General features: G+C 73.2%; 21 protein-coding genes. 18 read left to right on the plus strand and 3 right to left on the minus strand.

All coding sequences use genetic code 11. The features are described 5' to 3' along the window. Positions 1 to 33 precede the first annotated feature (33 nt). Positions 34 to 366, plus strand: coding sequence for a DUF5955 family protein (locus AB0C59_RS11380; protein ID WP_363003057.1), 333 nt, complete (start codon positions 34 to 36; stop codon positions 364 to 366). Between the two features lie 27 nt (positions 367 to 393). Here the strand turns inward: AB0C59_RS11380 and AB0C59_RS11385 are convergent, their stop codons facing one another. After that, positions 394 to 1,197, minus strand: coding sequence for an IclR family transcriptional regulator (locus AB0C59_RS11385; protein ID WP_363003059.1), 804 nt, complete (start codon positions 1,195 to 1,197; stop codon positions 394 to 396). Positions 1,198 to 1,437: 240 nt separating this feature from the next. Between AB0C59_RS11385 and allB the strand changes: the two genes are divergently transcribed. The 7 genes from allB to AB0C59_RS11420 all read left to right on the plus strand — a co-directional run bounded on the left by allB (position 1,438) and on the right by AB0C59_RS11420 (position 8,242). Continuing rightward, on the plus strand, positions 1,438 to 2,778 hold the full coding sequence (gene allB / locus AB0C59_RS11390; RefSeq protein WP_363003061.1) for an allantoinase AllB: 1,341 nt from the start codon (positions 1,438 to 1,440) through the stop codon (positions 2,776 to 2,778). 61 nt (positions 2,779 to 2,839) lie between these two features. Beyond that, the gene (alc, locus tag AB0C59_RS11395; RefSeq protein ID WP_363003063.1) at positions 2,840 to 3,994 is read left to right on the plus strand and encodes an allantoicase; all 1,155 of its coding nucleotides are present in this window, start codon (positions 2,840 to 2,842) and stop codon (positions 3,992 to 3,994) included. A 61-nt stretch (positions 3,995 to 4,055) separates the two neighbouring features. Further along, positions 4,056 to 4,877: an AIM24 family protein gene (locus AB0C59_RS11400; RefSeq protein ID WP_363003065.1), complete on the plus strand. Its 822-nt coding sequence runs from the start codon at positions 4,056 to 4,058 to the stop codon at positions 4,875 to 4,877. Between the two features lie 48 nt (positions 4,878 to 4,925). Continuing rightward, a complete protein-coding gene (locus tag AB0C59_RS11405; protein WP_363003067.1) occupies positions 4,926 to 5,372 on the plus strand; it encodes a MarR family transcriptional regulator in 447 nt (148 codons plus the stop codon). 157 nt (positions 5,373 to 5,529) lie between these two features. Then, positions 5,530 to 5,964 carry a ribonuclease domain-containing protein gene (locus tag AB0C59_RS11410; protein ID WP_363003069.1) on the plus strand — a complete coding sequence of 145 codons (435 nt, stop codon included), beginning with the start codon at positions 5,530 to 5,532 and terminating at the stop codon, positions 5,962 to 5,964. 288 nt (positions 5,965 to 6,252) lie between these two features. Next, on the plus strand, positions 6,253 to 7,530 hold the full coding sequence (locus AB0C59_RS11415) for a histidine kinase (protein WP_363003318.1): 1,278 nt from the start codon (positions 6,253 to 6,255) through the stop codon (positions 7,528 to 7,530). A gap of 4 nt (positions 7,531 to 7,534) precedes the next feature. Next, positions 7,535 to 8,242 (plus strand): response regulator transcription factor, encoded by a 708-nt coding sequence (locus AB0C59_RS11420; RefSeq protein ID WP_363003071.1) that lies wholly within the window; start codon positions 7,535 to 7,537, stop codon positions 8,240 to 8,242. 240 nt (positions 8,243 to 8,482) lie between these two features. On the opposite strand, the gene AB0C59_RS11425 is transcribed toward AB0C59_RS11420, so the two are convergent. Beyond that, positions 8,483 to 9,493, minus strand: a complete 1,011-nt coding sequence (locus tag AB0C59_RS11425; RefSeq protein ID WP_363003073.1) for a Gfo/Idh/MocA family oxidoreductase — start codon at positions 9,491 to 9,493, stop codon at positions 8,483 to 8,485. 128 nt (positions 9,494 to 9,621) lie between these two features. On the opposite strand from AB0C59_RS11425, the gene AB0C59_RS11430 reads away from it, so the two are divergent. The 10 genes from AB0C59_RS11430 (at position 9,622) to AB0C59_RS11475 (ending at position 23,031) form a co-directional block, all read left to right on the plus strand. Continuing rightward, positions 9,622 to 10,371, plus strand: a complete 750-nt coding sequence (locus AB0C59_RS11430; RefSeq protein ID WP_363003320.1) for a GntR family transcriptional regulator — start codon at positions 9,622 to 9,624, stop codon at positions 10,369 to 10,371. A 104-nt stretch (positions 10,372 to 10,475) separates the two neighbouring features. Then, positions 10,476 to 11,480, plus strand: coding sequence for a sugar ABC transporter substrate-binding protein (locus AB0C59_RS11435; protein WP_363003075.1), 1,005 nt, complete (start codon positions 10,476 to 10,478; stop codon positions 11,478 to 11,480). Then, positions 11,477 to 12,553, plus strand: a complete 1,077-nt coding sequence (locus tag AB0C59_RS11440; RefSeq protein WP_363003077.1) for an ABC transporter permease — start codon at positions 11,477 to 11,479, stop codon at positions 12,551 to 12,553. The genes AB0C59_RS11435 and AB0C59_RS11440 overlap by 4 nt, the downstream gene beginning before the upstream one ends. Beyond that, entirely contained in the window at positions 12,550 to 13,431 is an 882-nt protein-coding gene (locus AB0C59_RS11445) for an ATP-binding cassette domain-containing protein (RefSeq protein WP_363003079.1), read from the plus strand. The genes AB0C59_RS11440 and AB0C59_RS11445 overlap by 4 nt, the downstream gene beginning before the upstream one ends. 97 nt (positions 13,432 to 13,528) lie before the next feature. Then, the gene (locus AB0C59_RS11450; protein ID WP_363003081.1) at positions 13,529 to 14,674 is read left to right on the plus strand and encodes an ROK family glucokinase; all 1,146 of its coding nucleotides are present in this window, start codon (positions 13,529 to 13,531) and stop codon (positions 14,672 to 14,674) included. Continuing rightward, complete coding sequence (locus AB0C59_RS11455; protein WP_363003083.1) at positions 14,671 to 15,258, plus strand: sugar kinase; 588 nt, start codon at positions 14,671 to 14,673, stop codon at positions 15,256 to 15,258. Before AB0C59_RS11450 ends, AB0C59_RS11455 begins: the two co-directional genes overlap by 4 nt. Positions 15,259 to 15,406: 148 nt before the next feature. Further along, the gene (locus AB0C59_RS11460; protein ID WP_363003085.1) at positions 15,407 to 18,238 is read left to right on the plus strand and encodes a DEAD/DEAH box helicase; all 2,832 of its coding nucleotides are present in this window, start codon (positions 15,407 to 15,409) and stop codon (positions 18,236 to 18,238) included. Next, positions 18,235 to 20,346: an SWIM zinc finger family protein gene (locus AB0C59_RS11465; protein ID WP_363003087.1), complete on the plus strand. Its 2,112-nt coding sequence runs from the start codon at positions 18,235 to 18,237 to the stop codon at positions 20,344 to 20,346. Before AB0C59_RS11460 ends, AB0C59_RS11465 begins: the two co-directional genes overlap by 4 nt. A 160-nt stretch (positions 20,347 to 20,506) precedes the next feature. Continuing rightward, positions 20,507 to 21,877 (plus strand): nucleobase:cation symporter-2 family protein, encoded by a 1,371-nt coding sequence (locus AB0C59_RS11470; RefSeq protein ID WP_363003089.1) that lies wholly within the window; start codon positions 20,507 to 20,509, stop codon positions 21,875 to 21,877. Between the two features lie 275 nt (positions 21,878 to 22,152). Then, entirely contained in the window at positions 22,153 to 23,031 is an 879-nt protein-coding gene (locus AB0C59_RS11475; protein WP_363003091.1) for a LysR family transcriptional regulator, read from the plus strand. A 99-nt stretch (positions 23,032 to 23,130) separates the two neighbouring features. Here the strand turns inward: AB0C59_RS11475 and AB0C59_RS11480 are convergent, their stop codons facing one another. Beyond that, entirely contained in the window at positions 23,131 to 24,396 is a 1,266-nt protein-coding gene (locus tag AB0C59_RS11480) for an MFS transporter (RefSeq protein WP_363003093.1), read from the minus strand. Between the last annotated feature and the right edge of the window lie 19 nt (positions 24,397 to 24,415).

Here is a 24,415-nt window from a genome sequence, read left to right on the forward strand (position 1 = left end):
GTGCGCACGAAGCGGGTGCGAGGGGGGAGAGCTGTGTTGCGGAGCGTGGGGCAGAGGCCGGCGGCCGGCAGCGGTGCGGCCGGCGGTGACGCCGAGGACCCGAGGGTGGCGGAACTGCGGACCGCCGTCTCGCGGCTGCGCCGTGAACTCGCCGCGCATCCCGCCGACTTCCCCGACCGGGGGATAGCCGAGGACGAGCTCGCCGCGTTGGCGGCGATGGCCGTCGGTGGCGCCCCCGAGGTTCCGCGCCTGCGCGGCTCCCTGCTGCTGGTCGCCGGGGCGATCGGCTCGGTCAGCGCGCTGGGGGCGAGCCTCGCCGGCGTACGCAGCGCGGTGGAACTCTTCGGGGAGCCGCCGCGCGGCTGAGCCCACGCCGTGCGCGGGGGCGGGTGCTCAGACCGCCGGGCCCACGCCCGCCAGGGCCTCGGACAGCTCCGCCGCCACCTGCTGGAGCACCGGCACGATCCTCTCCGTCGCCGCCTCCGTCACCCGACCCGCCGGACCGGAGATGGAGATCGCCGCGGCCGTCGGGGCGTCGGGCACGGACACGGCGAGACAACGGACCCCTATCTCCTGCTCGTTGTCGTCCACGGCGTACCCGGCGCCGCGCACGTCCTTGAGCGCGGCGAGGAACGCGTCCGGGGTCGTGATCGTCTTCTCGGTCGCGGCCGGCATGCCCGTGCGCGCCAGCAGGGCGCGCACCTCGTCGTCCGCGGCCCCGGCGAGCAGCGCCTTGCCCACGCCGGTGGAGTGCGGAAGCACCCGCCGGCCCACCTCGGTGAACATCCGCATCGAGTGCTTGGACGGCACCTGCGCCACATAGACGACCTCGTCGCCGTCGAGCAGCGCCATGTTCGCGGTCTCGCCGGTCTCCTCGACCAGGCGTGCCAGATACGGGCGGGCCCAGGTGCCCAGCAGTCGCGAGGCGGACTCGCCGAGCCGGATCAGCCGCGGGCCGAGCGCATAGCGGCGGTTGGGCTGCTGGCGTACGTAACCGCAGACCACCAGGGTGCGCATCAGCCGGTGGATGGTGGGCAGCGGCAGCCCGCTGTGCGCGGACAGTTCGCTCAGGCCGACCTCGCCGCCCGCGTCGGCCATCCGCTCCAGCAGGTCGAAGGCGCGCTCGAGGGACTGGACGCCGCCGCCCGCGGCGGACTTGGCGGGGGAGTCGCTGGCGCTGGACGTCGGCGTCGGCACGGCGCGTTCCTTTCGGGGCTGGCGGAGGGGCAGAAGCCTACCCGGCGGCCGATCGGGTCCCCGTCTCCGTGCGTGCGCTGTCCGGCTGCCTCGCGGGCCCTTCAGTCGTATCGTACGAAAGTCTAGTTCCGCCCTGTGGAAAACATCCAGGGGTGGGGCGCGGGGGATGCCATGCTCTTGACGGGGTCAGGCAGGCGGAGAAGACTCCTTCAACAGAACGTTGAAAAGGAGGGTGTCCGGGTGTCCGAAGCCGAACTGGTGCTGCGCTCGACGCGCGTCATCACTCCCGAGGGGACGCGCGCCGCGTCGGTCGTCGTCGCCGGCGGCACGATCGCCGCCGTGCTGCCGTACGACGCGCAGGTACCGGCCGGGGCCCGGCTGGAGGACCTCGGTGACGACGCGCTGCTGCCCGGACTCGTCGACACCCACGTCCATGTCAACGACCCGGGCCGCACCGAGTGGGAGGGCTTCTGGACCGCGACGCGTGCCGCGGCGGCCGGAGGCATCACCACCCTGGTCGACATGCCGCTCAACTCCCTGCCCCCGACCACGACCGTCGAGCACCTCCGGGTGAAGAGGGAGGTGGCGGCCGCCAAGGCGCACATCGACGTCGGGTTCTGGGGCGGCGCGCTGCCGGACAACGTCGAGGAGCTGCGGGCCCTGCACGACGCGGGCGTGTTCGGCTTCAAGGCGTTCCTGTCGCCCTCGGGTGTGGAGGAGTTCCCGCACCTCGACCAGGAGCGGCTGGCCCGCTCCCTGGCCGAGATCGCCGGGTTCGGCGGACTGCTCGTCGTGCACGCCGAGGACCCCGACCACCTCGCCGCGGCCCCCCGGCACAGCGGCCCGAAGTACGCCGACTTCCTCGCCTCCCGGCCCCGTGCCGCCGAGGGCAGGGCCATCGCGCACCTGATCGCCCAGGCGAGGCGGCTCGACGCGCGCGTCCACATCCTGCATCTCTCCTCCTCCGACGCGCTGCCGCTGATCGCGGCGGCGCGAGCCGAGGGCGTGCGGGTCTCCGCCGAGACCTGCCCGCACTACCTCACCCTGACCGCCGAGGAGGTCCCGGACGGGGCGAGCGAGTTCAAGTGCTGCCCGCCCATCCGCGAGGCCGCCAACCAGGACCTGCTGTGGGGGGCCCTCGCCGACGGCACCGTCGACTGCGTGGTCACCGACCACTCCCCGTCCACCGCCGACCTGAAGACCGACGACTTCGCCACCGCCTGGGGCGGTATATCCGGACTGCAGCTGAGCCTGTCCGCGGTGTGGACGCAGGCGCGGCGCCGCGGCCACGGGCTGGAGGACGTGGTGCGCTGGATGTCCGCGAACACGGCGCGGCTGGTCGGGCTCCAGGCGCGCAAGGGGGCCATCGAGGTGGGCCGGGACGCCGACTTCGCGGTCCTCGCGCCCGACGAGGCCTTCACGGTCGACCCGGCGGCCCTCCAGCACCGCAACCGGGTGACGGCGTACGCGGGCAAGACCCTGTACGGCGTCGTCCGGTCCACCTGGCTGCGCGGCGAACGCGTCACCGCCGACGGTGACTTCACCGAACCGAAGGGCCGCCTCCTCGGCCGGGACGACTGACCCGCGCTGCCGCCGCGGACCCGGGCCTCGCGCCCCACCACGAAAGGAAGGCCTGATCACTGTGACGGCGATCCCCCGCTTCACCGGCGACGCGAACCCCTACGGCGGCGGCGACCCGTACGCGGACTACCGCACCGCCGAGTTCCCCTTCACCCGCCTCGCCGACCTCGCCGACCGCCGGCTGGGCGCGAGCGTCATCGCCGCGGGGGACGAGTTCTTCGCCCAGCGCGAGAACCTGCTGGTGCCGGGGCGCGCGCACTTCGACCCGGAGCACTTCGGGCACAAGGGCAAGGTCATGGACGGCTGGGAGACCCGGCGCCGCCGTGGGGCCTCGGCGGCCCATCCGTGGCCGACGGACCAGGACCACGACTGGGCGCTGGTCCGCCTCGGCGCGCCCGGCGTCGTCCGGGGCATCGTCGTCGACACGGCCCACTTCCGCGGCAACCACCCGGCGGCCGTGTCCGTCGAGGGGACGTGCGTGCCGGGCTTCCCGTCGCCGCAGCGGCTCGCGGGCGACGACGTGAAGTGGACGACCCTGGTCCCGCGCACCCCGGTGGGCGGTCACGCGGCCAACGGCTTCGAGGTCACCGTCGAGCAGTGCTTCACGCACCTGCGCGTCAACCAGCACCCGGACGGCGGCATCGCGCGCCTGCGGGTGCACGGCGAGGTGGTGGCGGATCCGCAGTGGCTCCGGGCGCTGGGCACCTTCGACACCGTCGCCCTGGAGAACGGCGGCCGGGTGGAGGACGCCTCCGACTTCTTCTACTCGCCCGCCGGCAACACCATCCTGCCGGGCCGCTCCCGCACGATGGACGACGGCTGGGAGACCCGGCGCCGCCGCGACCAGGGCAACGACTGGATCAGCTACCGGCTGGCGGAGCGGTCGCTGATCAGGGCCGTCGAGATCGACACGGCGTGCCTGAAGGGGAACGCGGCGGGCTGGGCGACCGTGTCCGTCAAGGACGAGCGGCGGGGCGAACAGCACGAGCGGGGTGAGCAGGGCGACGGCGCGGGCCGGTGGCGCGAGATCCTGGCGCGCACCCCTCTCCAGCCCGACACGAACCACCGGTTCGCCCTCCCCGAAGCGGCCGTCGGCACGCACGCGCGCGTGGACATCTTCCCCGACGGAGGCATCTCCCGACTGCGCCTGTTCGGCTCCCTGACCGAGGAGGGGGCGGCCCGACTGGCGGCCAGACACCAGGAACTCGGCGGGTGACGCCCGTCACCCCGACCGGAATCCCAGGAACTCTTCGCCCCCTGTCCGCCGTTCTCGGGCCGTGACTCTTCAGCAAGAAATCGTCGGCAACGCCATGCAGATGGCGGTCGTGAACCTGAGCCCCGGGCAGACGGTGTACTGCGAAGCGGGAAAGTTCCTGTTCAAGACGACCAACGTGACCATGGAGACCCGCCTGTCCGGCCCGTCGGGCAACGGGGGCGGACAGTCCCAGGGCGGTGGGTCCGGCGGCGGCATGGGCGGCCTCCTGCGCCAGGCCATGGGCACCGCCATGCAGGTCGGCCAGCGGGCGCTGGCGGGGGAGTCCCTGGCGTTCCAGTACTTCACCTCGCAGGGCGGTGAGGGCACGGTCGGGTTCGCGGGAGTGCTCCCCGGTGAGATGCGCGCGCTGGAGCTGGACGGCTCGCGCGCGTGGTTCGCGGAGAAGGACGCCTTCGTGGCCGCGGAGTCGACCGTCGACTTCGGCATCGCCTTCCAGGGCGGGCGCACCGGCATGAGCGGCGGCGAGGGCTTCGTCCTGGAGAAGTTCACCGGCCACGGCACGGTGATCATCGCCGGGGCGGGCAACTTCATCGACCTCAACCCCGCCGACTTCGGCGGTCGCATAGAGGTCGACACCGGGTGCGTCGTCGCCTTCGAGGAGGGAATCGAGTACGGCGTCCAGCGCATCGGCGGCCTCAACCGCCAGGGCCTGATGAACATGGTGTTCGGCGGCGAGGGCCTGTCCCTGGCCACCCTGGAGGGCAACGGCCGGGTCATCCTCCAGTCCCTCACGATCGAGAGCCTCGCCAACGCCCTCAAGAAGGCCCAGGGCGGCGACAAGCAGGGCCCCACGGGAGGCTTGTTCTCCACCCACGCGGGCTGACCCCTTCGCACCCCAAAAGCGTGCGACGTGCACGCTATTGTGGTGTGCATGGGAAAGAACGAGATCGGACAGGAGATCGCGGAGGCGCTCGGCGTCCTGCTGAGGCGCACCACGCGCACCCAGCTGCACCGGCAGCTCACCGAGGGCATGGGGGAGGCGGTGGACGAGTTGACGTACCCCGTCATCAGCGCGCTGGCCAGGACGGGGCCCCGCAGCGCGGCCGATCTCGCCCCCCTCGTCGGCGTCGACCGCTCCGGCGTCACCCGGCGCGCGTCCCGTCTGGAGGACGCGGGCCTCATCCGCCGCGAGACGGACCCCGCCGACCGCCGGGCGTATCTGCTGGTGCTCACCGAGCAGGGCGAGCGGGTGGTGGAGGAGCTGCGGGCGCGCCTGGCCGAGCGGATCGCGGGGAGCGTGTCCTCCTGGGCGCCGGGCGAGGCCGAGGCGTTCGCCCGCAATCTGCGCCGCTTCACGGTGGAGGGCCCGTTCGCCTGACGGGCGGCCCATTCGGGCGCCGGTGCAACGGGTCTGTGACGACGGCGTGTTGGTGTCGGGCGGCAGGTGAACACGGTGAAAACGCATCGGGCGAGTCGGTGGAAGTCGGCCAACTTGACATTGACATGCCATGCTCTACGCGCGTCATCATGGCGCCATGAACTTCCCCCCACACATGTCCCGTATCGGCGCCTCGGCCGCGCTCGTGTCCGCCCTGCTCGTGGGCGGCACGATCTCGGCGACCACCTCGCAGGCCGCCCCCGTCACCTCGTACGCCACCACCGCGCACGTCTCCGCCGCGTCCGTGGGCAGCATCTGCTACGGCAAGCTGCCCTCCCAGGCACACGACACCCTGGACCTGATCACGGCCGGCGGCCCCTACCCGTACGACCAGGACGGCACCGTCTTCACCAACCGCGAGGGCGTCCTGCCCCAGCAGTCGGACAACAGCTACTACCACGAGTACACGGTCGTCACGCCGGGCTCCCCGGACCGCGGCGCCCGCCGGATCGTCACGGGTGAGAAGTCCAAGGAGGACTACTACACCTCGGACCACTACGCGACGTTCGACCTGGTCGACTTCAGCTGCTGACCCGGACCTGACCCGGACCGGACCCGCAACCTCGCCCCGCGGCCCCCCCAGGAACCATCGGCCGCGGGGCGAGGCGCGTCCTGGCCGAAAGTCTGCGGCGCCGTGACTTTGGTCGCGGATCCGGGCCGCGGAAGGACGACCCGCGCGCATCCCCACCTAGATTGGTCGCCCGTGAGCGCACACCACCCGACGGGCCCCACCGCGTCCCCTGCCGAGAAGCCCCGACGGGGCCGGTGGCGAGGCGCGCGGCCGGCTCCCTCGACCCTGTCCTCCCCGCCCGTCGCCTCGGTGGGGCAGGCGGCGATCGTCTACGGGCTGCCCAGGCGCCGCTGGTACCTGCCCTCCGCCGTGATCGCCGAGCTCGACCCCGAGGCCGGCGGCGGCCGGGGCCGCCCCCGCCGTACCGTGCGGGACTGGGCCGTGGACTTCGGCTGCTTCACCCTGGCCGCCCTCATCGCCCTCACGGCGAAGACCACGGTGGGCGACGACGGGCAGACACCGACCTGGCTCGCGACCGTGGACCTGGTGCTCGGCGTGCTCGCCTGCGCCGCCGTCTGGCTGCGCCGCCGCTGGCCGCTCGGGCTGGCCCTGGCGATGATCCCGGTCGGCATGGTCTCGCTCACCGCCGGCGGCGCCGCCCTGGTCTCCCTGTTCACCGTCGCCGTGCACCGGCCCTTCCGGTACGCCGCCTGGATCAGCGGCACACAGCTCGCGATCATGCCGCTGGTCTCCTGGTTGCGCCCCGACCCGGACACGCCCTACCTCGTCGATGTCGTGGCGGGCCTGCTGCTGACGGCGACGGCCGTCGGCTGGGGCCTGTTCGTGCGGTCCAAGCGTCAGCTCATGCTGAGCCTGCGCGACGGGGCCCGGCGCGCCGAGACGGAGGCGGCGCTGCGGGCCGAGCAGGCCCAGCGGCTGGCCCGCGAGGCCATGGCGCGCGAGATGCACGACGTCCTCGCGCACCGGCTCACCCTGCTCAGCGTGCACGCGGGAGCGCTGGAGTTCCGTCCGGACGCGCCCCGGGAGGAGATAGCCCGGGCGGCGGGGGTCATCCGGGAGAGCGCACACGACGCCCTCCAGGACCTGAGGGAGATCATCGGCGTGCTGAGGGCGGGGGACGGCGAGGAGGCGGGCCGCCCCCAGCCGACGCTGTCCGCGCTCGACGCCCTGGTCGCCGAGTGCGGCGAGGCCGGCATGCGGGTCGTCCTGGACCATCAGGTCGCCGACGCCTCCGCGGTGCCGGCCTCCGTGGGCCGTACCGCCTACCGCATCGCGCAGGAGGCGCTGACCAACGCGCGCAAGCACGCACCCGGCAGCGAGGTCACGCTCAGCGTCACGGGCACCCCCGGTGACGGGCTCACCGTGACCGTGCGCAACCCCGCGCCGCCCGGCGAGGTCCCGCATGTGCCCGGATCCGGGCAGGGCCTGATCGGACTCACCGAACGGGCGACCCTGGCGGGCGGCAGCCTCGACCACGGCACGACCGGCGACGGCGGCTTCCGGGTGCGGGCCTGGCTGCCCTGGCCGGCACCGGGGGCGGAGCAGGTGGCTGGATCACTACGGTAGGGGCATGACCGCGAGCCGACCGATCCGACTCCTCCTCGTCGACGACGACCCCCTGGTGCGCGCCGGGCTGTCCTTCATGATGGGCGGCGCCGACGACATCGAGATCGTCGGTGAGGCCGCCGACGGAAGCGAGGTCGGGCGGCTCGTGGGCCGCACCCGGCCGGACGTCGTCCTCATGGACATCCGGATGCCCACCGTGGACGGCCTGACCGCGACCGAACTGCTCCGCCGCCGCCCGGACGCGCCCCAGGTCGTGGTCCTGACCACATTCCACGCCGACGACCAGGTGATCCGGGCGCTGCGCGCGGGCGCCGCCGGCTTCGTGCTCAAGGACACCCCGCCCGCCGAGATCCTCGAAGCGGTGCGCAGGGTCGCGGCCGGCGACCCGGTCCTGTCACCCGCCGTCACCCGCCAGCTGATGGCGCACGCCGCGGGAGCGCGGCCCGACTCCAGGCGCGGCACGGCCCGGGAGCGGATCGCGGCACTCAACGACCGTGAGCGGGAGGTGGCCGTGGCCGTCGGCCGGGGCGCCTCCAACGCCGAGATCGCCGCGGAGCTGTACCTGAGCGTGCCCACGGTCAAGACGCACGTCTCGCGCATCCTCGCCCGGCTGGGCCTGAACAACCGGGTGCAGATCGCGCTGCTGGCCTACGACGCGGGCCTGCTGGACGCGTACGAGTACGACCACGGCGACGGACCCGACCCGGCCTGAGGAACCGACCACCCCGGCCGCCGTTCCCGTCCCCCGGCCGCCCTTCTCGCTCCCCTGCCGCCGTGCCCGCTCCCCGGCCGCGGGTCCCGTTGCGCCGAGCCTGCCCCCCGGCACCAGGCCGACCCCCTGACGCGGGGCCCGCCTCCCGGCGCCGGGCCGGCCTTCTGCGCCGGTCCCGCCGCCCAGCGCCGGGCCGGCTCTCCGGTGTGGGGCCCGCCACCCCGGCGTGGGTCCCGCCCCTCAGCCCGGTGCGCCGGAGATCTCCGCGAGGTGTACCGGCCGCCGCTCGTGGCGGGACAGCTCGCACGCCTCGGCCACGCGCAGCGCCTGGAGCGCCTCCCCGCCGTCGCACGGGTTGGCGCGTTCGCCGCGCACCACCTCCACGAACGCGGCCAGCTCGGCCTGGTAGGCGGGCGCGAAGCGCTCGAGGAAGCCGGTCCACGGCTTGTCCGCGGCCGGCGGGCCGGCGGGCTCGGTGGACGTGATGGGCGTGCGGTCGTCCAGGCCCACCGCGATGGTGTCCCGCTCACCGGCCAGTTCCATGCGGACGTCGTACCCGGCCCCGTTGACCCTGGTGGCGCTCGCCAGGACCAGCGTGCCGTCGTCGAGGGTGAGCACCGCCGCCGCGGTGTCCACGTCGTGCGCCTCGCGGAACATCGCCCCTGCCGCGTCCGAGCCGCTCGCGTGCACCTCGGTGACCTCGTGACCGGTCACCCAGCGCACCATGTCGAAGTCATGGACGAGGCAGTCCCGGTAGAGGCCGCCGGAGAGCGGGAGATAGCCGGCCGGAGGCGGCGCCGGGTCGGCGGTCAGCGCACGGATCGTGTGCAGGCGTCCCAGGCTGCCCGACCGCACCGCCTCGCGCGCGCCGGTGTACCCCGCGTCGAAACGGCGCTGGAAGCCCATCTGCAGCACCGTGCCCGCGGCGTCCACCTCGGCGAGCGCGGCCAGCGTCCCCGGCAGATCGGCGGCGATCGGCTTCTCGCAGAACACGGGGAGCCCGGAACGTGCCGCGCGGCTGATCAGTTCGGCGTGGGCCGCGGTCGCCGCCGTGATGACCACGGCGTCCACACCCCAGGTGAAGATCTCGTCCACACCGGGCGCCGCGGTCTCGCCCAGCCGGTCGGCGAGTGCGTGGGCCCGGGCGAAGTCGACGTCCGTGACGATGAGCGAGCCGACGTCACGATGGCGGCTGAGGGTGGTCGCGTGGAACGTACCGATGCGACCTGCCCCGATGAGTCCGATGCGCATGGGAACAACGTGGCGGCGGCGCCCGTACCCTGTCAATGACCTTGTCCACAGCTTGTCCGGACAATCTGACTACACGACTTTCCGTCAACAGGTCCCGGGACTACGCTCGGCCCGTGCCCAAACAGGATGTGGACCCGACCGCCGCACTTCAGCTCAGCGTCGACCGGAACAGCCCGGTACCGCTGTACTTCCAGCTGTCCCAGCAGCTGGAGACCGCGATCGAGCACGGGGCACTGACGCCGGGCAGCCTGCTGGGCAACGAGATCGAGCTGGCCGCGCGCCTCGGCCTGTCCCGGCCCACCGTCCGCCAGGCCATCCAGTCCCTGGTCGACAAGGGCCTGCTGGTGCGCCGCCGCGGCATCGGCACCCAGGTCGTGCACAGCCAGGTCAGACGCCCGCTCGAACTCAGCAGCCTGTACGACGACCTGGAGGCGGCCGGGCAGCGCCCCGCGACCCGGCTGCTGGTGAGCGAGACCGAGGCCGCCTCCGCCGAGGCCGCCGCCGCGCTCGGCCTCGCCGAAGGCGCGCAGGTGCACCGGATCGAGCGACTGCGCCTCGCGCACGGCGAGCCGATGGCGTACCTCCGCAACGTCCTGCCCGCGGGCCTGCTCGACCTCGACCCGGACCGGCTGGAGTCCACCGGCCTCTACCGGATGATGCGTGCGGCGGGAATCACACTGCACAGCGCCCGGCAGGCCGTGGGGGCCCGCGCCGCCACCGAGGCCGAGGGCGAACGGCTCGACGAACCCGCGGGCGCGCCGCTGCTCACCATGGAACGCACCACCTTCGACGACACGGGCCGTGCCGTCGAGTTCGGCACCCACACCTACCGGGCCTCGCGCTACTCCTTCGAGTTCCAGCTGCTCGTACGCCCCTGAGCGCCCGTGTCAACCGTCACTCGGTGAAGTCTGGTAGCCCAAGTCGGTGATACTGGGTAGTCAAAAGCGACTACGCAGGGACTACGCAAGAAGGGCACAGCCTCGTGGCACCGACTCGTACCTGGGCAACCATCGCGCTCGCGGGAGCACTCGGCCTCTCCCTCGCGGGGTGCAGCAGCCACGGCGGCAAGCGCGCCGAGGAGGCCCGCGAGGCCGCCTCCGCCCAGGGGCACGCGGCGGTGGACACCCCGCGCTGGACCTTTGCGATGATCACACACTCGGGAGACGGCGACACCTTCTGGGACATCGTGCAGAGCGGCGCCAAGCAGGCCGCCGTCAAGGACAACATCGACTTCCTGTACTCGCACGACGCGAACGCCCAGCAGCAGGCCCAGCTCGTGGACGCGGCGGTCGACCAGAAGGTGGACGGCATCATCGTCACCCTGGCCAAGCCCGACGCGATGAAGGCCTCCCTCGCCCGCGCCCGGAAGGCCGGCATCCCGGTGGTCACGGTGAACTCCGGCTCGGCCGAGTCCAAGGCGTTCGGCGCGCTCACCCACATCGGCCAGGACGAGACGATCGCGGGCGAGGCCGTCGGCGACGAGCTCGACAAGCGCGGGCGCAAGAAGGTGCTGTGCGTCCTGCACGAGCAGGGCAACGTGGGCCACGAACAGCGCTGCGCGGGCGTGAAGAAGGCCTTCCACGGGACCGTGGAGAACCTCTACGTCAACGGCACCGACATGCCGGACGTGCAGTCCGCCATCGAGGCCCGGCTCCAGTCGGACAGCTCGCTCGACGCGGTCGTCACCCTGGGCGCCCCCTACGCCGACACCGCCGTCAAGGCCAGGAACGACGCGGGCAGCAAGGCGGAGATCGACACCTTCGACCTGAACGCCAAGGTCGCGAGCGAGCTGAAGGACGGGACCCTCGGCTTCGCCGTCGACCAGCAGCCCTACCTCCAGGGCTACGAGGCCGTCGACCAGCTCTGGCTGTACAAGTACAACGCCAACGCCCTCGGCGGTGGCCTGCCGGTCCTGACCGGCCCCCAGATCATCACCGAGGACCAGGCCGCGGCCCTGGAGCGCTACACCGAGCGGGGGACCCGATGAGCACCACGGCACCCGCCTCCGCCCCCGGGACCAGCCCGCCCGCACCGCACGGGACGCCGGACGAGCGGCTGCTCCGCTCCTCGCCCCTGAAGCGGCTCCTCGGCCGCCCCGAACTGGGTTCGGTGGTGGGCGCCCTCGCCGTCTTCCTCTTCTTCTCCCTCGCCGCCGACAGCTTCCTGCGCGCGTCCAGCCTGAGCACCGTGCTGTACGCGGCCTCCACCATCGGCATCATGGCCGTACCGGTCGCGCTGCTGATGATCGGCGGCGAGTTCGACCTGTCCGCCGGTGTCCTGGTCACGTCGTCCGCGCTGATCTCGTCCATGTTCAGTTACCAGATGACCGCCAACGTCTGGGTCGGCGCCGGCGTCTCGCTGCTCGTCACCCTCGCGATCGGCGCGTTCAACGGCTTCGTGCTGACCCGTACCAGACTGCCGAGCTTCATCATCACCCTCGGCACGTTCCTGATGCTGACCGGACTGAACCTCGGCCTCACCAAGCTGATCAGCACCACCGTCTCCACCAGGTCGATCTCCGACATGGACGGCTTCTCCTCGGCCAGGGCGGTGTTCGCCTCCACGCTCACCGTCGGCGGTGTGGACGTCAAGGTCACCATCCTGTGGTGGTTCGCCCTGGTCGCCCTCGCCTCCTGGGTCCTGCTGCGCACCCGCGCGGGCAACTGGATCTTCGCCGTCGGCGGCGACAAGGACGCCGCCCGCGCGCTCGGCGTCCCGGTCGGCAGGACCAGGACGGGCCTCTACATGGGCGTCGCGTTCGGCGCCTGGATCAGCGGACAGCACCTGCTGTTCTCGTACGACGTCGTCCAGTCCGGCGAGGGCGTCGGCAACGAGCTGATCTACATCATCGCGGCCGTCATCGGCGGCTGCCTGATCACCGGCGGCTACGGTTCGGCCATCGGCTCGGCCGTGGGCGCGCTCATCTTCGGCATGACGAGCAAGGGCATCGTCTTCGCCCAGTGGAACCCCGACTGGTTCAAGTTCTTCCTCGGAGCGATGCTGCTCCTCGCGACCCTGCTCAACGCCTGGGTCCGCAAGCGGGCGGAGGCCACGGCATGACGCACGACACCACCGCCCTCGTCCGCCTCGAGGACATCGGCAAGCGCTACGGCAACGTGCGCGCCCTCGAAGGAGTCACCCTCGACGTCCACGCGGGGCGGATCACCTGCGTCCTGGGCGACAACGGTGCGGGCAAGTCGACCCTCATCAAGATCGTCGCGGGGCTCCACGCGCACGACAGCGGAACCCTGCGCATCGAGGGCGAGGAGACCCGGCTGTCCTCGCCCCGCCAGGCCCTGGACCGCGGCATCGCCACCGTCCACCAGGACCTCGCGGTGGTCCCGCTGATGCCCGTGTGGCGCAACTTCTTCCTCGGCTCCGAGCCGCGCACGGGAACAGGCCCCTTCAAGCGCCTGGACGTGGACCTCATGCGGCGCACGACGCGGGAGCAGCTGCTGCGCCTCGGCATCGACCTGCGCGACGTCGACCAGCCCATCGGCACCCTGTCGGGCGGCGAACGCCAGTGCGTGGCCATCGCGCGCGCGGTGTACTTCGGGGCCAAGGTGCTGATCCTGGACGAGCCGACCGCGGCGCTGGGCGTGAAGCAGTCGGGCATGGTCCTGCGCTACGTGGCGGCCGCCCGGGACGCCGGTCTGGGTGTTGTGTTCATCACCCACAACCCCCAGCACGCCTACCTGGTCGGGGACCGCTTCGTGCTGCTCAAGCGCGGCACGATGGTGGGCAGCCACAGCCGGGACGAGATCACCGTGGAGGAGCTGACCCGCCAGATGGCGGGCGGCGACGAGCTCGACGATCTGCGCCACGAGCTGGAGAGCCGCGCCCCGGCGGGCGCGCGCGAGGCCGCCGCGGCCGCGGCGCCGGCGGCACCCGGGACGGTGCCCCACCCGTCCGGCGCGGACGCTGCGAACAGCGCGTGATCTTGTGCGGGGCCCGGAACGGGAAACCGTGGAGACGTCCGTGACAGGAGTGCTCCACGGTGCGTCCCGGGCGGGGCGTGAGGCAGAATCGGGGCCGATGAGCACCTACCGCGACCTCACCCACCGCGGCTCCGCCCGGGCCACCGTCCTGCGGACCGTGGGCACGCGCGAGCGCCGCTCCCACCTGTCGGCGCCCCGTGTCCCCACGGTGGGCATCGACATCGGCGGCACGAAGGTGATGGCCGGTGTCGTGGACGCCGACGGAAACATCCTGGAGAAGCTCCGCACGGAGACGCCGGACAAGTCCAAGAGCCCCAAGGTGGTCGAGGACACCATCGTGGAGCTGGTCCTGGACCTCTCCGACCGCCACGACGTGCACGCCGTCGGCATCGGCGCGGCCGGCTGGGTGGACGCGGACCGCAGCCGCGTCCTGTTCGCCCCTCATCTGTCCTGGCGCAACGAGCCCCTGCGCGACCGCCTCGCCGGCCGGCTCGCCGTCCCCGTCCTGGTCGACAACGACGCCAACTCCGCCGCCTGGGCGGAGTGGCGCTTCGGCGCCGGACGCGACGAGGACCACCTCGTCATGATCACGCTCGGCACCGGCATCGGCGGCGCCATCCTGGAGGACGGCCAGGTCAAGCGCGGCAAGTTCGGTGTCGCCGGAGAGTTCGGCCACATGCAGGTCGTCCCCGGCGGACACCGCTGCCCCTGCGGCAACCGCGGCTGCTGGGAGCAGTACAGCTCGGGCAACGCCCTGGTCCGCGAGGCCCGGGAGCTGGCCGCGGCCGACTCCCCGGTGGCCTACGGGATCATCGAGCACGTCAAGGGCAACATCGCCGACATCAGCGGCCCGATGATCACCGAGCTGGCCCGCGAGGGCGACGCGATGTGCGTGGAACTGCTCCAGGACATCGGCCAGTGGCTCGGCGTCGGCATCGCCAACCTCGCCGCGGCCCTGGACCCCTCCTGCTTCGTGATCGGCGGCGGCGTCAGCGCCGCGGACGACCTGCTGATCGGCCCCGCCCGGGACGCCTTCAAGCGCCACCTGACGGGCCGCGGCTACCGCCCCGAGGCCCGCATCACCCGCGCCCAGCTCGGGCCTGAGGCCGGTATGGTCGGTGCCGCGGACCTCGCCCGGCTCGTCGCCCGCCGCTTCCGGCGCGCCAACCGGCGCCGTGTCGAGCGGCACGAGCGCTACGAGCGGTTCGCGGAATCCCGACGCACCGGAAAGGGGACACCGTGACGGTCACCACACCGCTACCGCACCAGTCGGCCCCGCCGGACGAGCCCGGCAGGCCCCCGGAGGGCCGCGGGCACATGATCCGCCGCCGCGCGCTGACCCTCCTGATCATCGGGCTGCTCATCGGCGTCCCCGCCGGCTACCTGGTCATCTCCGCCGCCCAGAGCCGCGACAGCGGCAAGGACAAGGAAGCCAAGTACGAGGCGACCGGGCTCGCCGAGGGCTGGCCCTCGCGCGTGCAGCGCCGCCTGTACCGGGTGATCCTGCCCATGGACGCCGTGGACGTCGCGTACTACGAGACGAACAACTGGAAGACCAGCCGTCTGTACGTGCAGTTCACCACCACCGAAGACGGCCTGAACCGGTTCCTCGCCCACCAGAGCACCACCCAGGCGTCGCTGAAGCAGGACGACATGGCCATCGGCACGCGCGACCGGAACGTCGTCGGATGGAATCTGTCGGCGCAGGGGCCCTGGTACGGCCTGACCCACGAGCAGAAGAACCCGGCGCCCACCCTGGACGTCGTCGTCAACAAGACCGACCCCGCTCACCCCGTGGTGTACGTGGTGTCGCGCACGGTCCCCTGACCCTCCTGCCGCCCTCGTCCACAGCCGGGACCGACTGTCAGACCCCGCCCGTAGAGTCGAAGACGATCGATCCGCGGGATCGATCCGGACGGTCGACGCGCTCTGTCGACCGACCGATCCGACACGGCGCGGCGGGAGGTGACCGGACATGACCGGACGCATGGCCACGACAGGCGGGGCCGAGCCGACGGCCGGCGCCGGCGTCCCCGTGCGGCTGGCCGCCGTGTTCCTGCCCGCGCCGGTACCCCGTGAGGGCCGCGTCGCCTTCTGGGACCCGGAGGGCGACGCCCCGCCCCCGGGGGCCGCGGACGAACTGACGGTCGTACGACCCCACGGATCCGGGGTGCGCCGCAGCACCGTGCCCGCCCTGTCCCTGCCCCTCGCCGAGGCCCTGCCGCTGCTCGTGCGCGCCCGGCGCGATCCCGCCTCCCACCCCGCCACCGCCTGCTGGGGCGCGGCCACCCTGCACGCCCTGCGGCTCGTCGCGCGCGGGCGGCTGCTCCCCGGACTCACCCCCCAGGGATACGACGCCTGGCGCGCCGGCCCCCTGGAGCCCGACGACATCACCCATCTCAGGGCCATCGCCGCCGCCCTGCCCCACGAGGGCCACGCCGTCCCGCTCCCGGGCAGGGGCCCGCTCACCCTGCCCGAGCCGGAGCCCCTGATGCGCTCCTTCCTGGACGCGGTCGCGGACAGCCTGCCCCGCACCCCGGCCGCGGCCCACGCCCTGGGAAAGCCGTTCGCCGCGCGGGAGCCGCAGCCCCTGCCCCGGGCGCGCGACTGGGCCGCCGAGGTCGCCGCGGGCATGGACGCGGGCGTGCGCGTGTCCCTGCGCCTCGACCTGTCGGCCTACGACCTCTTCGACGACGCGCAGGACGCCCGCCGCGCCGGTGCCGCGGTCGTGCAGGTGCACAGCCTCGCCGACCCGACCCTGGTCGTGGACGCCGTGGCGCTGTGGGCCGGTGAGGCCGACGAGACGTTCGGTCCCCGCGCCCGGGTGGACGCGGCCCTGGCCGTCCGCCGAGCGGCCCGGGTCTGGGCGCCCCTGGAACGGCTCGCCGAACAGGACGTGCCGGGCGTCCTGGCCCTGTCCGAGCAGGAGCTGAGCGACCTGCTGGGTGCCGCCGCCGCCCGGCTGAGCGCGGCCGGTGTCGCCGTGCACTGGCCCCGCGACCTGGCGCACGACCTGAGCGCGTCGGCGATCGTGCGGCCCGCCCCCGGCTCCGCCACCGACGGGACCGGCTTCTTCGAGAGCGGGGACCTGCTCCAGTTCCGCTGGCAGCTGGCCCTCGGCGACGACCCGCTCACCGAGGCCGAGATGGACGCCCTCGCGGAGGCCCACCGCCCGATCGTCCGGCTGCGGGACCGGTGGGTGCTGGTCGACCCGGCGCTCGTCCGCAAGGCTCGCAAACGGGAGTTGGGACTGCTCGACCCGGTGGACGCCCTGTCCGCGGCGCTCACCGGCAGCGCGGAGGCAGACGGGGAGACGGTGGAAGCGGTACCGGTCGGAGCGCTGGCCGCGCTCAGGGACCGGCTGACCGCGGGCATCACCCCCGCCGAGCCGCCCGCGGGTCTCGCCGCCACCCTGCGGGACTACCAGCTGCGGGGCCTGGCCTGGCTGGACCTCATGACCTCCCTCGGCCTCGGCGGCTGCCTCGCCGACGACATGGGGCTCGGAAAGACGATCACCGTCATCGCCCTGCACCTGCGCCGGGCACGCACGGAGCCGACCCTCGTCGTCTGCCCCGCCTCCCTCCTCGGCAACTGGGAGCGGGAGATCACCCGGTTCGCGCCCGGCGTGCCGGTCCGCCGCTTCCACGGCGCCGAGCGCTCCCTGGACCGACTGCCGGGCGGCTTCGTGCTCACCACCTACGGCACCATGCGGACGACGGCCCCTCGACTGGCCGAACAGGACTGGGGCCTGGTCGTCGCCGACGAGGCGCAGCACGTGAAGAACCCCTACTCGGCCACCGCCAAGGCGCTGCGCACCATCCCCGCGCCCGCGCGCGTCGCCCTGAGCGGCACCCCCGTCGAGAACAACCTCTCCGAGCTGTGGGCCCTGCTGGACTGGACGACACCCGGACTGCTCGGACCTCTGAAGGCCTTCCGGTCCCGGCACGCACGGGCGGTGGAGAACGGCGAGGACGCGGAGGCGGCGCGGCGACTGGCCCGGCTGATCCGCCCGTTCCTGCTGCGCCGCAAGAAGTCGGACCCCGGAATCGTCCCCGAGCTCCCGCCGAAGACGGAGACCGACCATCCGGTACCGCTCACCCGGGAGCAGACGGCGCTGTACGCGGCGGTCGTGCGCGAGTCGATGGCGATGATCGAGGCGACGGACGGCATCGCCCGACGGGGTCTGGTGCTCAAGCTGATCGGCGCGCTCAAGCAGATCTGCGACCATCCGGCGCTGTATCTGAAGGAGGCCACCGCGAGCGCCTCCGGCCTGACCGCCCGCTCCGGCAAGCTCGCGCTGCTGGACGAGTTGCTGGACACCCTGCTCGCGGAGGACGGCTCGGCTCTGGTGTTCACGCAGTACGTCGGGATGGCGCGCCTGATCACCCGGCATCTCGCCGCCCGCGCTGTGCCTGTGGAGTTGTTGCACGGAAGCACCGCCGTGCCCGAGCGGGAGCGGATGGTGGACCGCTTCCAGAGCGGCACGACGCCGGTGCTGGTGCTGTCGCTCAAGGCCGCGGGCACCGGCCTGAACCTCACTCGCGCGGGCCATGTCATCCACTTCGACCGCTGGTGGAACCCCGCCGTGGAGGAACAGGCGACGGACCGCGCCTACCGCATCGGCCAGACCCAGCCGGTGCAGGTGCACCGACTGATCACCGAGGGCACGGTCGAGGACCGGATCGCCGAGATGCTGGAGTCCAAGCGCGCCCTGGCCGACGCCATCCTGGGATCCGGGGAGGCGTCCTTGACGGAGCTGTCCGACCGGGAGCTGTCCGATCTGGTGTCGCTGCGGAGGTCGCGATGAGCGGGGACGGCGAGGAGCGGACGACGACCGGCGGCGAGGAGCGGCCCGCGGACGCGGCACGCCGCGCGCTGCGCGCCGCTCGAGAACGGGAACCGGGGCGCGAGCACGAGGAGAGCGGGCCGGCTGAGGGCGACAGGTCGCAGGGCGAGCGACCGCAGGGGGACGGCGGGGCGCGCGAGCCGGAGCGGCGGCACGACGAGCGGGCCTCGTCCCCGGGCAGCCGCCCCGGCGACGCGGCGCGCGCGGCGCTGCGGCGGGCGAACGCGGAACGCCGCAGCGCGGCGGGGACCTCGCCGGACCACGGGACCGAGTCGGAGCCCGCGGAGGAGGGGCGGCCCGCCGGGGACACGTCGTCCGAGAGCCCGACCGCCGAAGGCGGGAGCGCCGCCACCCCGAGCCCCGCCGCCGACGGCGACGGTGCCGAACCGGCGGCACGCCCCGGTGACGCCGCACGCGAGGCACTCAGGGCCGCGCGCACCGAGGCGGCACGCCACCCGGACGAGCCCGGCGGACCCGTCGCGGCGGGTGCGCCGGACGCCGGGACAGGCGGCCCCTCCGGCTCGCCGAGCACACGGCGCAGTCCGAGGGACCCCCGCGCCCGGGAGCTGCGCGAACTGCTCGCCGGCGCCTTCGAGTTGCCGCGCGCCGAGGCGCCCGGCGCCTCCAGGGCGGCCGGGGCCTCCAGGGCGGCCGGGGTCTCCAGGGCGGCCGGGGCCCCCTCCGGCCCCTCCGCTTCCCCGCCCTCGCCGTCCCCCGCGGCTCCCCCCGCTTCCGGCGAACCGTCGGGCGACCCGTCGCGACAGCCCGACCGGGCCGACGAGCCGGCGCAGGCCCGCTATCCGCGCTCCATGGCCGCCCCCGACCGCGACGGTGAACTGCGCCGCACCTTCACGGGCTTCACCGAGCGGACGAGCCGGCAGCACGCCGGGACCTGGTGGGGCGGCGCCTGGGTCGAGGCGCTGGAGCAGGGCGCCCTCGACGCCGCCCGCCTGGCACGGGGCAGAGCGTACGAGGGCCGGGGGAACGTGGACTCCGTCACCGTCACGCCCGGCCTCGTGCTGGCGTACGTCCAGGGCGGCCGCCCGCGCCCGTACCGTGTGGAGGTACGTCTGCGGACGTTCTCGCAGGAGGAGTGGGACCGGTTCCTGGACGCCGCCGCCGAACGCCCCGGGCATATCGCCGCCCTGCTCGACCGGCAGATGCCGCAGTCCCTCGCCGACTGCGGAGTCCGGCTGCTCCCCGGCCCCGGTGACCTCGAACCGCACTGCACCTGCCCGGACTCCGGCCGCCCGTGCAAGCACGCCGCCGCCGTCTGCTACCGCACCGCGCGCCTGCTCGACCAGGACCCCTTCGTCCTGCTCCTGCTGCGCGGCCGCGGTGAGCGCGAGGTGCTCGACGCGCTGTCCCGGCGCAACGCGGCACACGCCGCCCAGGCCACCCGGGACCGCGGGCCGGCGCCCCTGCCCGGCGTGCGGGCGCGGGACGCGCTGGCCCGCACGGCGCTGCCGCCGCTGCCCGCGCCGTTGCCACCGCCCGCCCATCCCGAGCAGCCGCCGGTCTGCCCGGGCGCACCGGACGGCCCCGACCCCTTCGCCCTGGACCAGTTGGCCACGGACGCCGCCGCCCGCGCCCACGCCCTGCTGGTGAGCGGGCGCGATCCGGTGGGGGAGCTGACGCTGTGGCAGGACGCCGTGCGACTGGCCGCCGCCCGTCCCGGTTCGGGCCTCACCGCCGGCACCCGGGCGCTGTACGCCTCGCTGGCCGCCGCCACCGGGCGGACTCCGGGCGACCTGGCACGGGCGGTGGCCGCCTGGCGGCAGGGCGGGCAGGAGGCGCTGACCGTGCTGGAGGAGCCCTGGGATCCGCCGGCCGGACGATTCGACCGCGCCCGGCCCCTGCTGCTGGCCGCCGACTTCCCCGCGTTCCGGCCGTGGCGCAACCGTCTGACCCATCCGGCCGGCCGAGCCCAGCTCCGCCTCGGCCAGGACGGCCTCTGGTACGCCTACGAGTCCGAGCCGGACCACGAGGAGGACTGGTGGCCCCGAGGCACCCCGGACCTGGACCCCGTGGGCGCGCTGACGGGCCTCGGGACGGCCCCCCAGGCGTAGGCCGCCTCCCGGACCCTGCGTGCGGTGCTGGGGGCGTGCGCGTCTCGCGCCACAGGAAAAGCAACCTCTCTGTTCTGCTGTGGAAATGCCGACGAATGAAGTCAACAAAAAGTTGAACCCGCTGTTCCGGCCAGCTCGGCTTCGCCTCCGGAGGCTCTCTGTGTCCCAGGCCCCTGACGCGCCCGCGTCCCCGTCCACCACCGAACCCGCCCGGCACCCGGTCGACGAGGTCCTGCCGCCCGCCCGGCTGGGGCTGCTCGGTCTCCAGCACGTGCTGGTGATGTACACCGGCTGCGTCACGGTCCCGCTGGTCTTCGGGGCGGCGGCCAAGCTGGACACCTCCACCACAGGCCTCCTCATCAACGCCGACCTGCTGGTCGCCGGCCTGGTGACGCTGCTTCAGACGCTCGGCATCGGCAAGGTCCTCGGGGTGCGGCTGCCGGTCGTCGCGGGCGCGACGTTCACCGCGGTCACCCCGATGATCCTGATCGCGGGCGAGTACGGGATGCGGGCCGTCTACGGCTCGATGATCGCCGCCGGTGTCTTCGGACTGCTGGTCTGCGTACCGTTCGCCCGGGCGGTGCGGTTCTTCCCGCCCCTGGTCAGCGGCTCGGTCATCACCGTCATCGGGCTCTCGCTCATCGGGGTGGCCGCGGGGCTGATCGCCGGGCCGGACCCCCACGCGAAGGACTACGCGGCCCCCGGCCACCTGGCCCTCGCGGGTGGCATCATCCTCCTGATCGTCCTCGTCGGCCGCTTCACCAGCGGCTTCTTCTCCCAACTCGGTGTTCTGCTGGGCCTGGTGGTCGGCACGCTGGTCGCGATCCCGATGGGCCTGACGGACTTCTCCTCGGTCGGGGACGCCGACTGGATCGGGCTCGCCTCGCCGTTCCACTTCGGCACCCCCGAGTTCCCGGTCGCCGCGGTGATCTCGATGTGTGTGGTGATGCTGGTGACGTTCACCGAGTCCACCGCCGACATGCTTGCCGTCGGCGAGATGACCGGCCGCCCGCTGAGCAGGAGCGACCTGGCCCGCGGCCTCGCCGGCGACAGCGTCTCCGGCATCTTCGCCGGCGTCATGAACGGCTTCGTGGACACCGTCTTCGCGCAGAACGTCGGCCTGGTCGGCATGACCAAGGTCCGCAGCCGTTACGTCGCCGCGGTCGCCGGAGGCATCCTCGTCGCGCTCGGCCTGGTCCCCAGGCTGGGCAAGATCGTCGCCTCGCTGCCCGGCCCGGTGATCGGCGCGGCCGGCCTGGTCATGTTCGCCACCGTCACCGCGGTCGGCATCACCACCCTGCGCACGGTGGAGTTCGAGGGCACCGACAACCTGCTGATCGTGGCCGTCTCCATCGGCGTCGGCATGCTGCCCGTCGTGGCGCCCACGATCTACCACGGGTTCCCGACCTGGGTGCAGATCATCGGCGGCAGCGCCATCACCAGCGCGACGCTGACCGCGTTCCTGATGAACCTGTTGTTCCATCACACCCGGCGCGGCAACGAACCCGAAGCGGAGCGGCGAGATCGTTGACGGCCACGAGCTGGAGACCGCGGTACCGGAGTGCGGCCAAGGGCTGTCCCGTAATCCCCGGCGGGCGCGCGACGACAGCTACGGCACCTCGCCGCGTTGTCGGATCGTCCGCACGCACCCAGTATGCGGACGACCCTCGCTACGTATGGCGGGAATGCGGCCTCCGTGTCTTTTCGGTGTTGTCTCCGTGGACCGGCTGGCCTTGAATGCAGGCAGACTGGTGTGCTGGGCGGAATTCGGTCGTGCCCGCGCTGTGGCGGAGTGCTGGGGGAGACATGGAGATTCGCTGGCTCGAGACGTTCGCCGTGGCAGCCCGCGAGGGCAGCATGAGCGGCGCGGCCGATCGGCTCGGCTACGCGCGCTCCACCGTGACGGGCCATATCCAGAACCTCGAACGCTCGCTGGGCGTCAAGCTCTTCGACCGCCACTCGCCGAGTCATCCGCTGACGATGTCGGGTGTGGCCCTCCTGGACCATGCCGAGGACATCCTCGACAGCATGGAGCGTGCCCGGGTGGCGGTGGTCGAGGCGGAGGGCGGTACCGAGGCGTCGCTTCACGTCGGTGCCACCGACTCGGTCTGCGCGTATCGGCTGCCGATCTTCCTGCGCATGCTGTCTCGTTTCGTTCCGAACGTGAAGGTCGAGGTGGAGACGGGGGCGGCGACCCGGCTGCGGGAGCAGGTCGTCGCGGGACGGCCGGAAGTGGTCCTCGTCAACGGCGTCCGGTCGGAGGACGACCGCGACCTGGCCGACTCCGAGTGCCTCGCCCGACAGGCCCTGTGGGAGGAGGAGACCGTCCTCGTGGGCACGGGCGACGAGGCCGCGTCACCACGGCGGGTGCTGGTCACCGGACCGGACTGCGTGTACCGCCGGCTGACCGAGCGTGAGATCCTGCGCCAGCTCCCCGGCGCGGAGGTGCTCCAGGTCGGCAACCTGGAGGGTGTCAAGTCGGCGGCTCTGGCCGGACTGGGTGTCGGTCTGCTGCCGGTGGTCGCGATCAAGCCGTGGTTGTCCAGCGGGAAGGTGAAGGCACTTCCGGTGTACACCGGCGCCAAGGTGATCACTGAAGTGGTCTGGAACGTGCGCAAGTGCCCGACGGATGTGGCACTCCACCTGCGGAGAATGCGGCTGTCCACGTCTGCCCCGACCGTCTAGACGGGCGGTCGGCCCGCGTCGGCGTTCCGAGCGGCGAGCGGGTTCAGGTGGATCCGGCCGGCGTCGAAGCGCAGTTGCGTAGGGGCGTACACGGGTGGGTCACTCCCTGCCGGGCGCGAGCGGCACGGCCAAGAGGGTGGCGGCGGCGCAGATCACCCAGACCAGAGACCACGACACCCCGGCCACCAGGGGCACCATGAGCGGGGCGACGAACCCCGCCGCGAAGACGGTGGTGTTCTCCAGGCCGAGCGCGGTGCCCGCGCGGCTCGCCCCGGCCATATGGGCGATCTCGGTGTACGCGACGCCGTGCCAGGCGTTGGCCAGGATGCCCGAGACGATCAGCGCGGCGACGACCGCGGGGGTGCTGGAGTGGCTGAGGACGGCTGCCGCCGCCAGGGCCACCGTGGCGCCCACGCCGACCGCCCGAACGTAGGGCCGTCGGGATCCGGCGTGCTGGTCGGTCCAGCGGCCCGAGGCCACGCGGGCGGCGGCTCCACCGATCTGGACGATGACGATGGCGGTGGCTCCGACGGCGAGCGACGCGTGGTGGGCGTCGTGGAGGAAGACGGCGACGAAGGTGAGGATGGCGAACTGCGGGATCGTCAGCAAGCCTGACGCCAGTGCGAGTCGCCACACCTCGATGCTCTTCAGGGGAGAGGTCCGGGGTGCTTGCGCCGCAGCCGCGACGCCGTCGGCCGAGGGCGCGTCCTCCTGCGGGGAATGCATCCACCGGTAGGTCGCGGCGGCCGCGGCGAAGCAGAAGAGGGCGAGGACCCCGTAGACGGCGCGGAATCCGAAACCGACGGCAAGCCAGGGAAGCAGGGCGGAGCCGATGGCCCCTCCGGCCGGAATCGCGGTCTGCCGCAAACTCATGGCCAGTCCCCGCTGGCCGTCCTTGAACCAGGCCATGACCGCACGTCCGGAAGACCCGTTGACCGACCCGCCCAGCACACCTACCAGGAGGAGCCCGGCCCCGAGCGGGCCGAGGGCCGGGACGGCGCCGCCGCCGGGTACCACCGCGCCGGCCATGAGCGCCAGAACCACGCCGGTGGAGAGCAGCCCGGTGAGCAGGATGCGCCGCTCACCGAACCTGTCGGTCCACATCCCCCAGGGCACCTCCGAGATCGCGATACCCAGGGAGACGGCCGCCAGAACGATGCCCAGCCTGCCGTTGGTGAGGTGGTACGCGCTGCGCATGGCGGTCGAGGTGGTCGGGATGCCCTGGAAGGCTGCCGAGAAGGCCGCCTGCGAGGCGATGCCGATGCCGAGGATGACCCAGCGGTGGCGGGTTCCGTACCGACGCGGCCCGGTCGTGGGCCGGCTCTCGTCCGTGGATGTGCGCGTGCTGGTGAGCGGCGCGGACATGGGTGTGCTCCTCCGGTCC

Origin of the sequence: Streptomyces sp. NPDC048664 (assembly GCF_040650555.1) — a bacterium.
Lineage (GTDB): Bacteria > Actinomycetota > Actinomycetes > Streptomycetales > Streptomycetaceae > Streptomyces.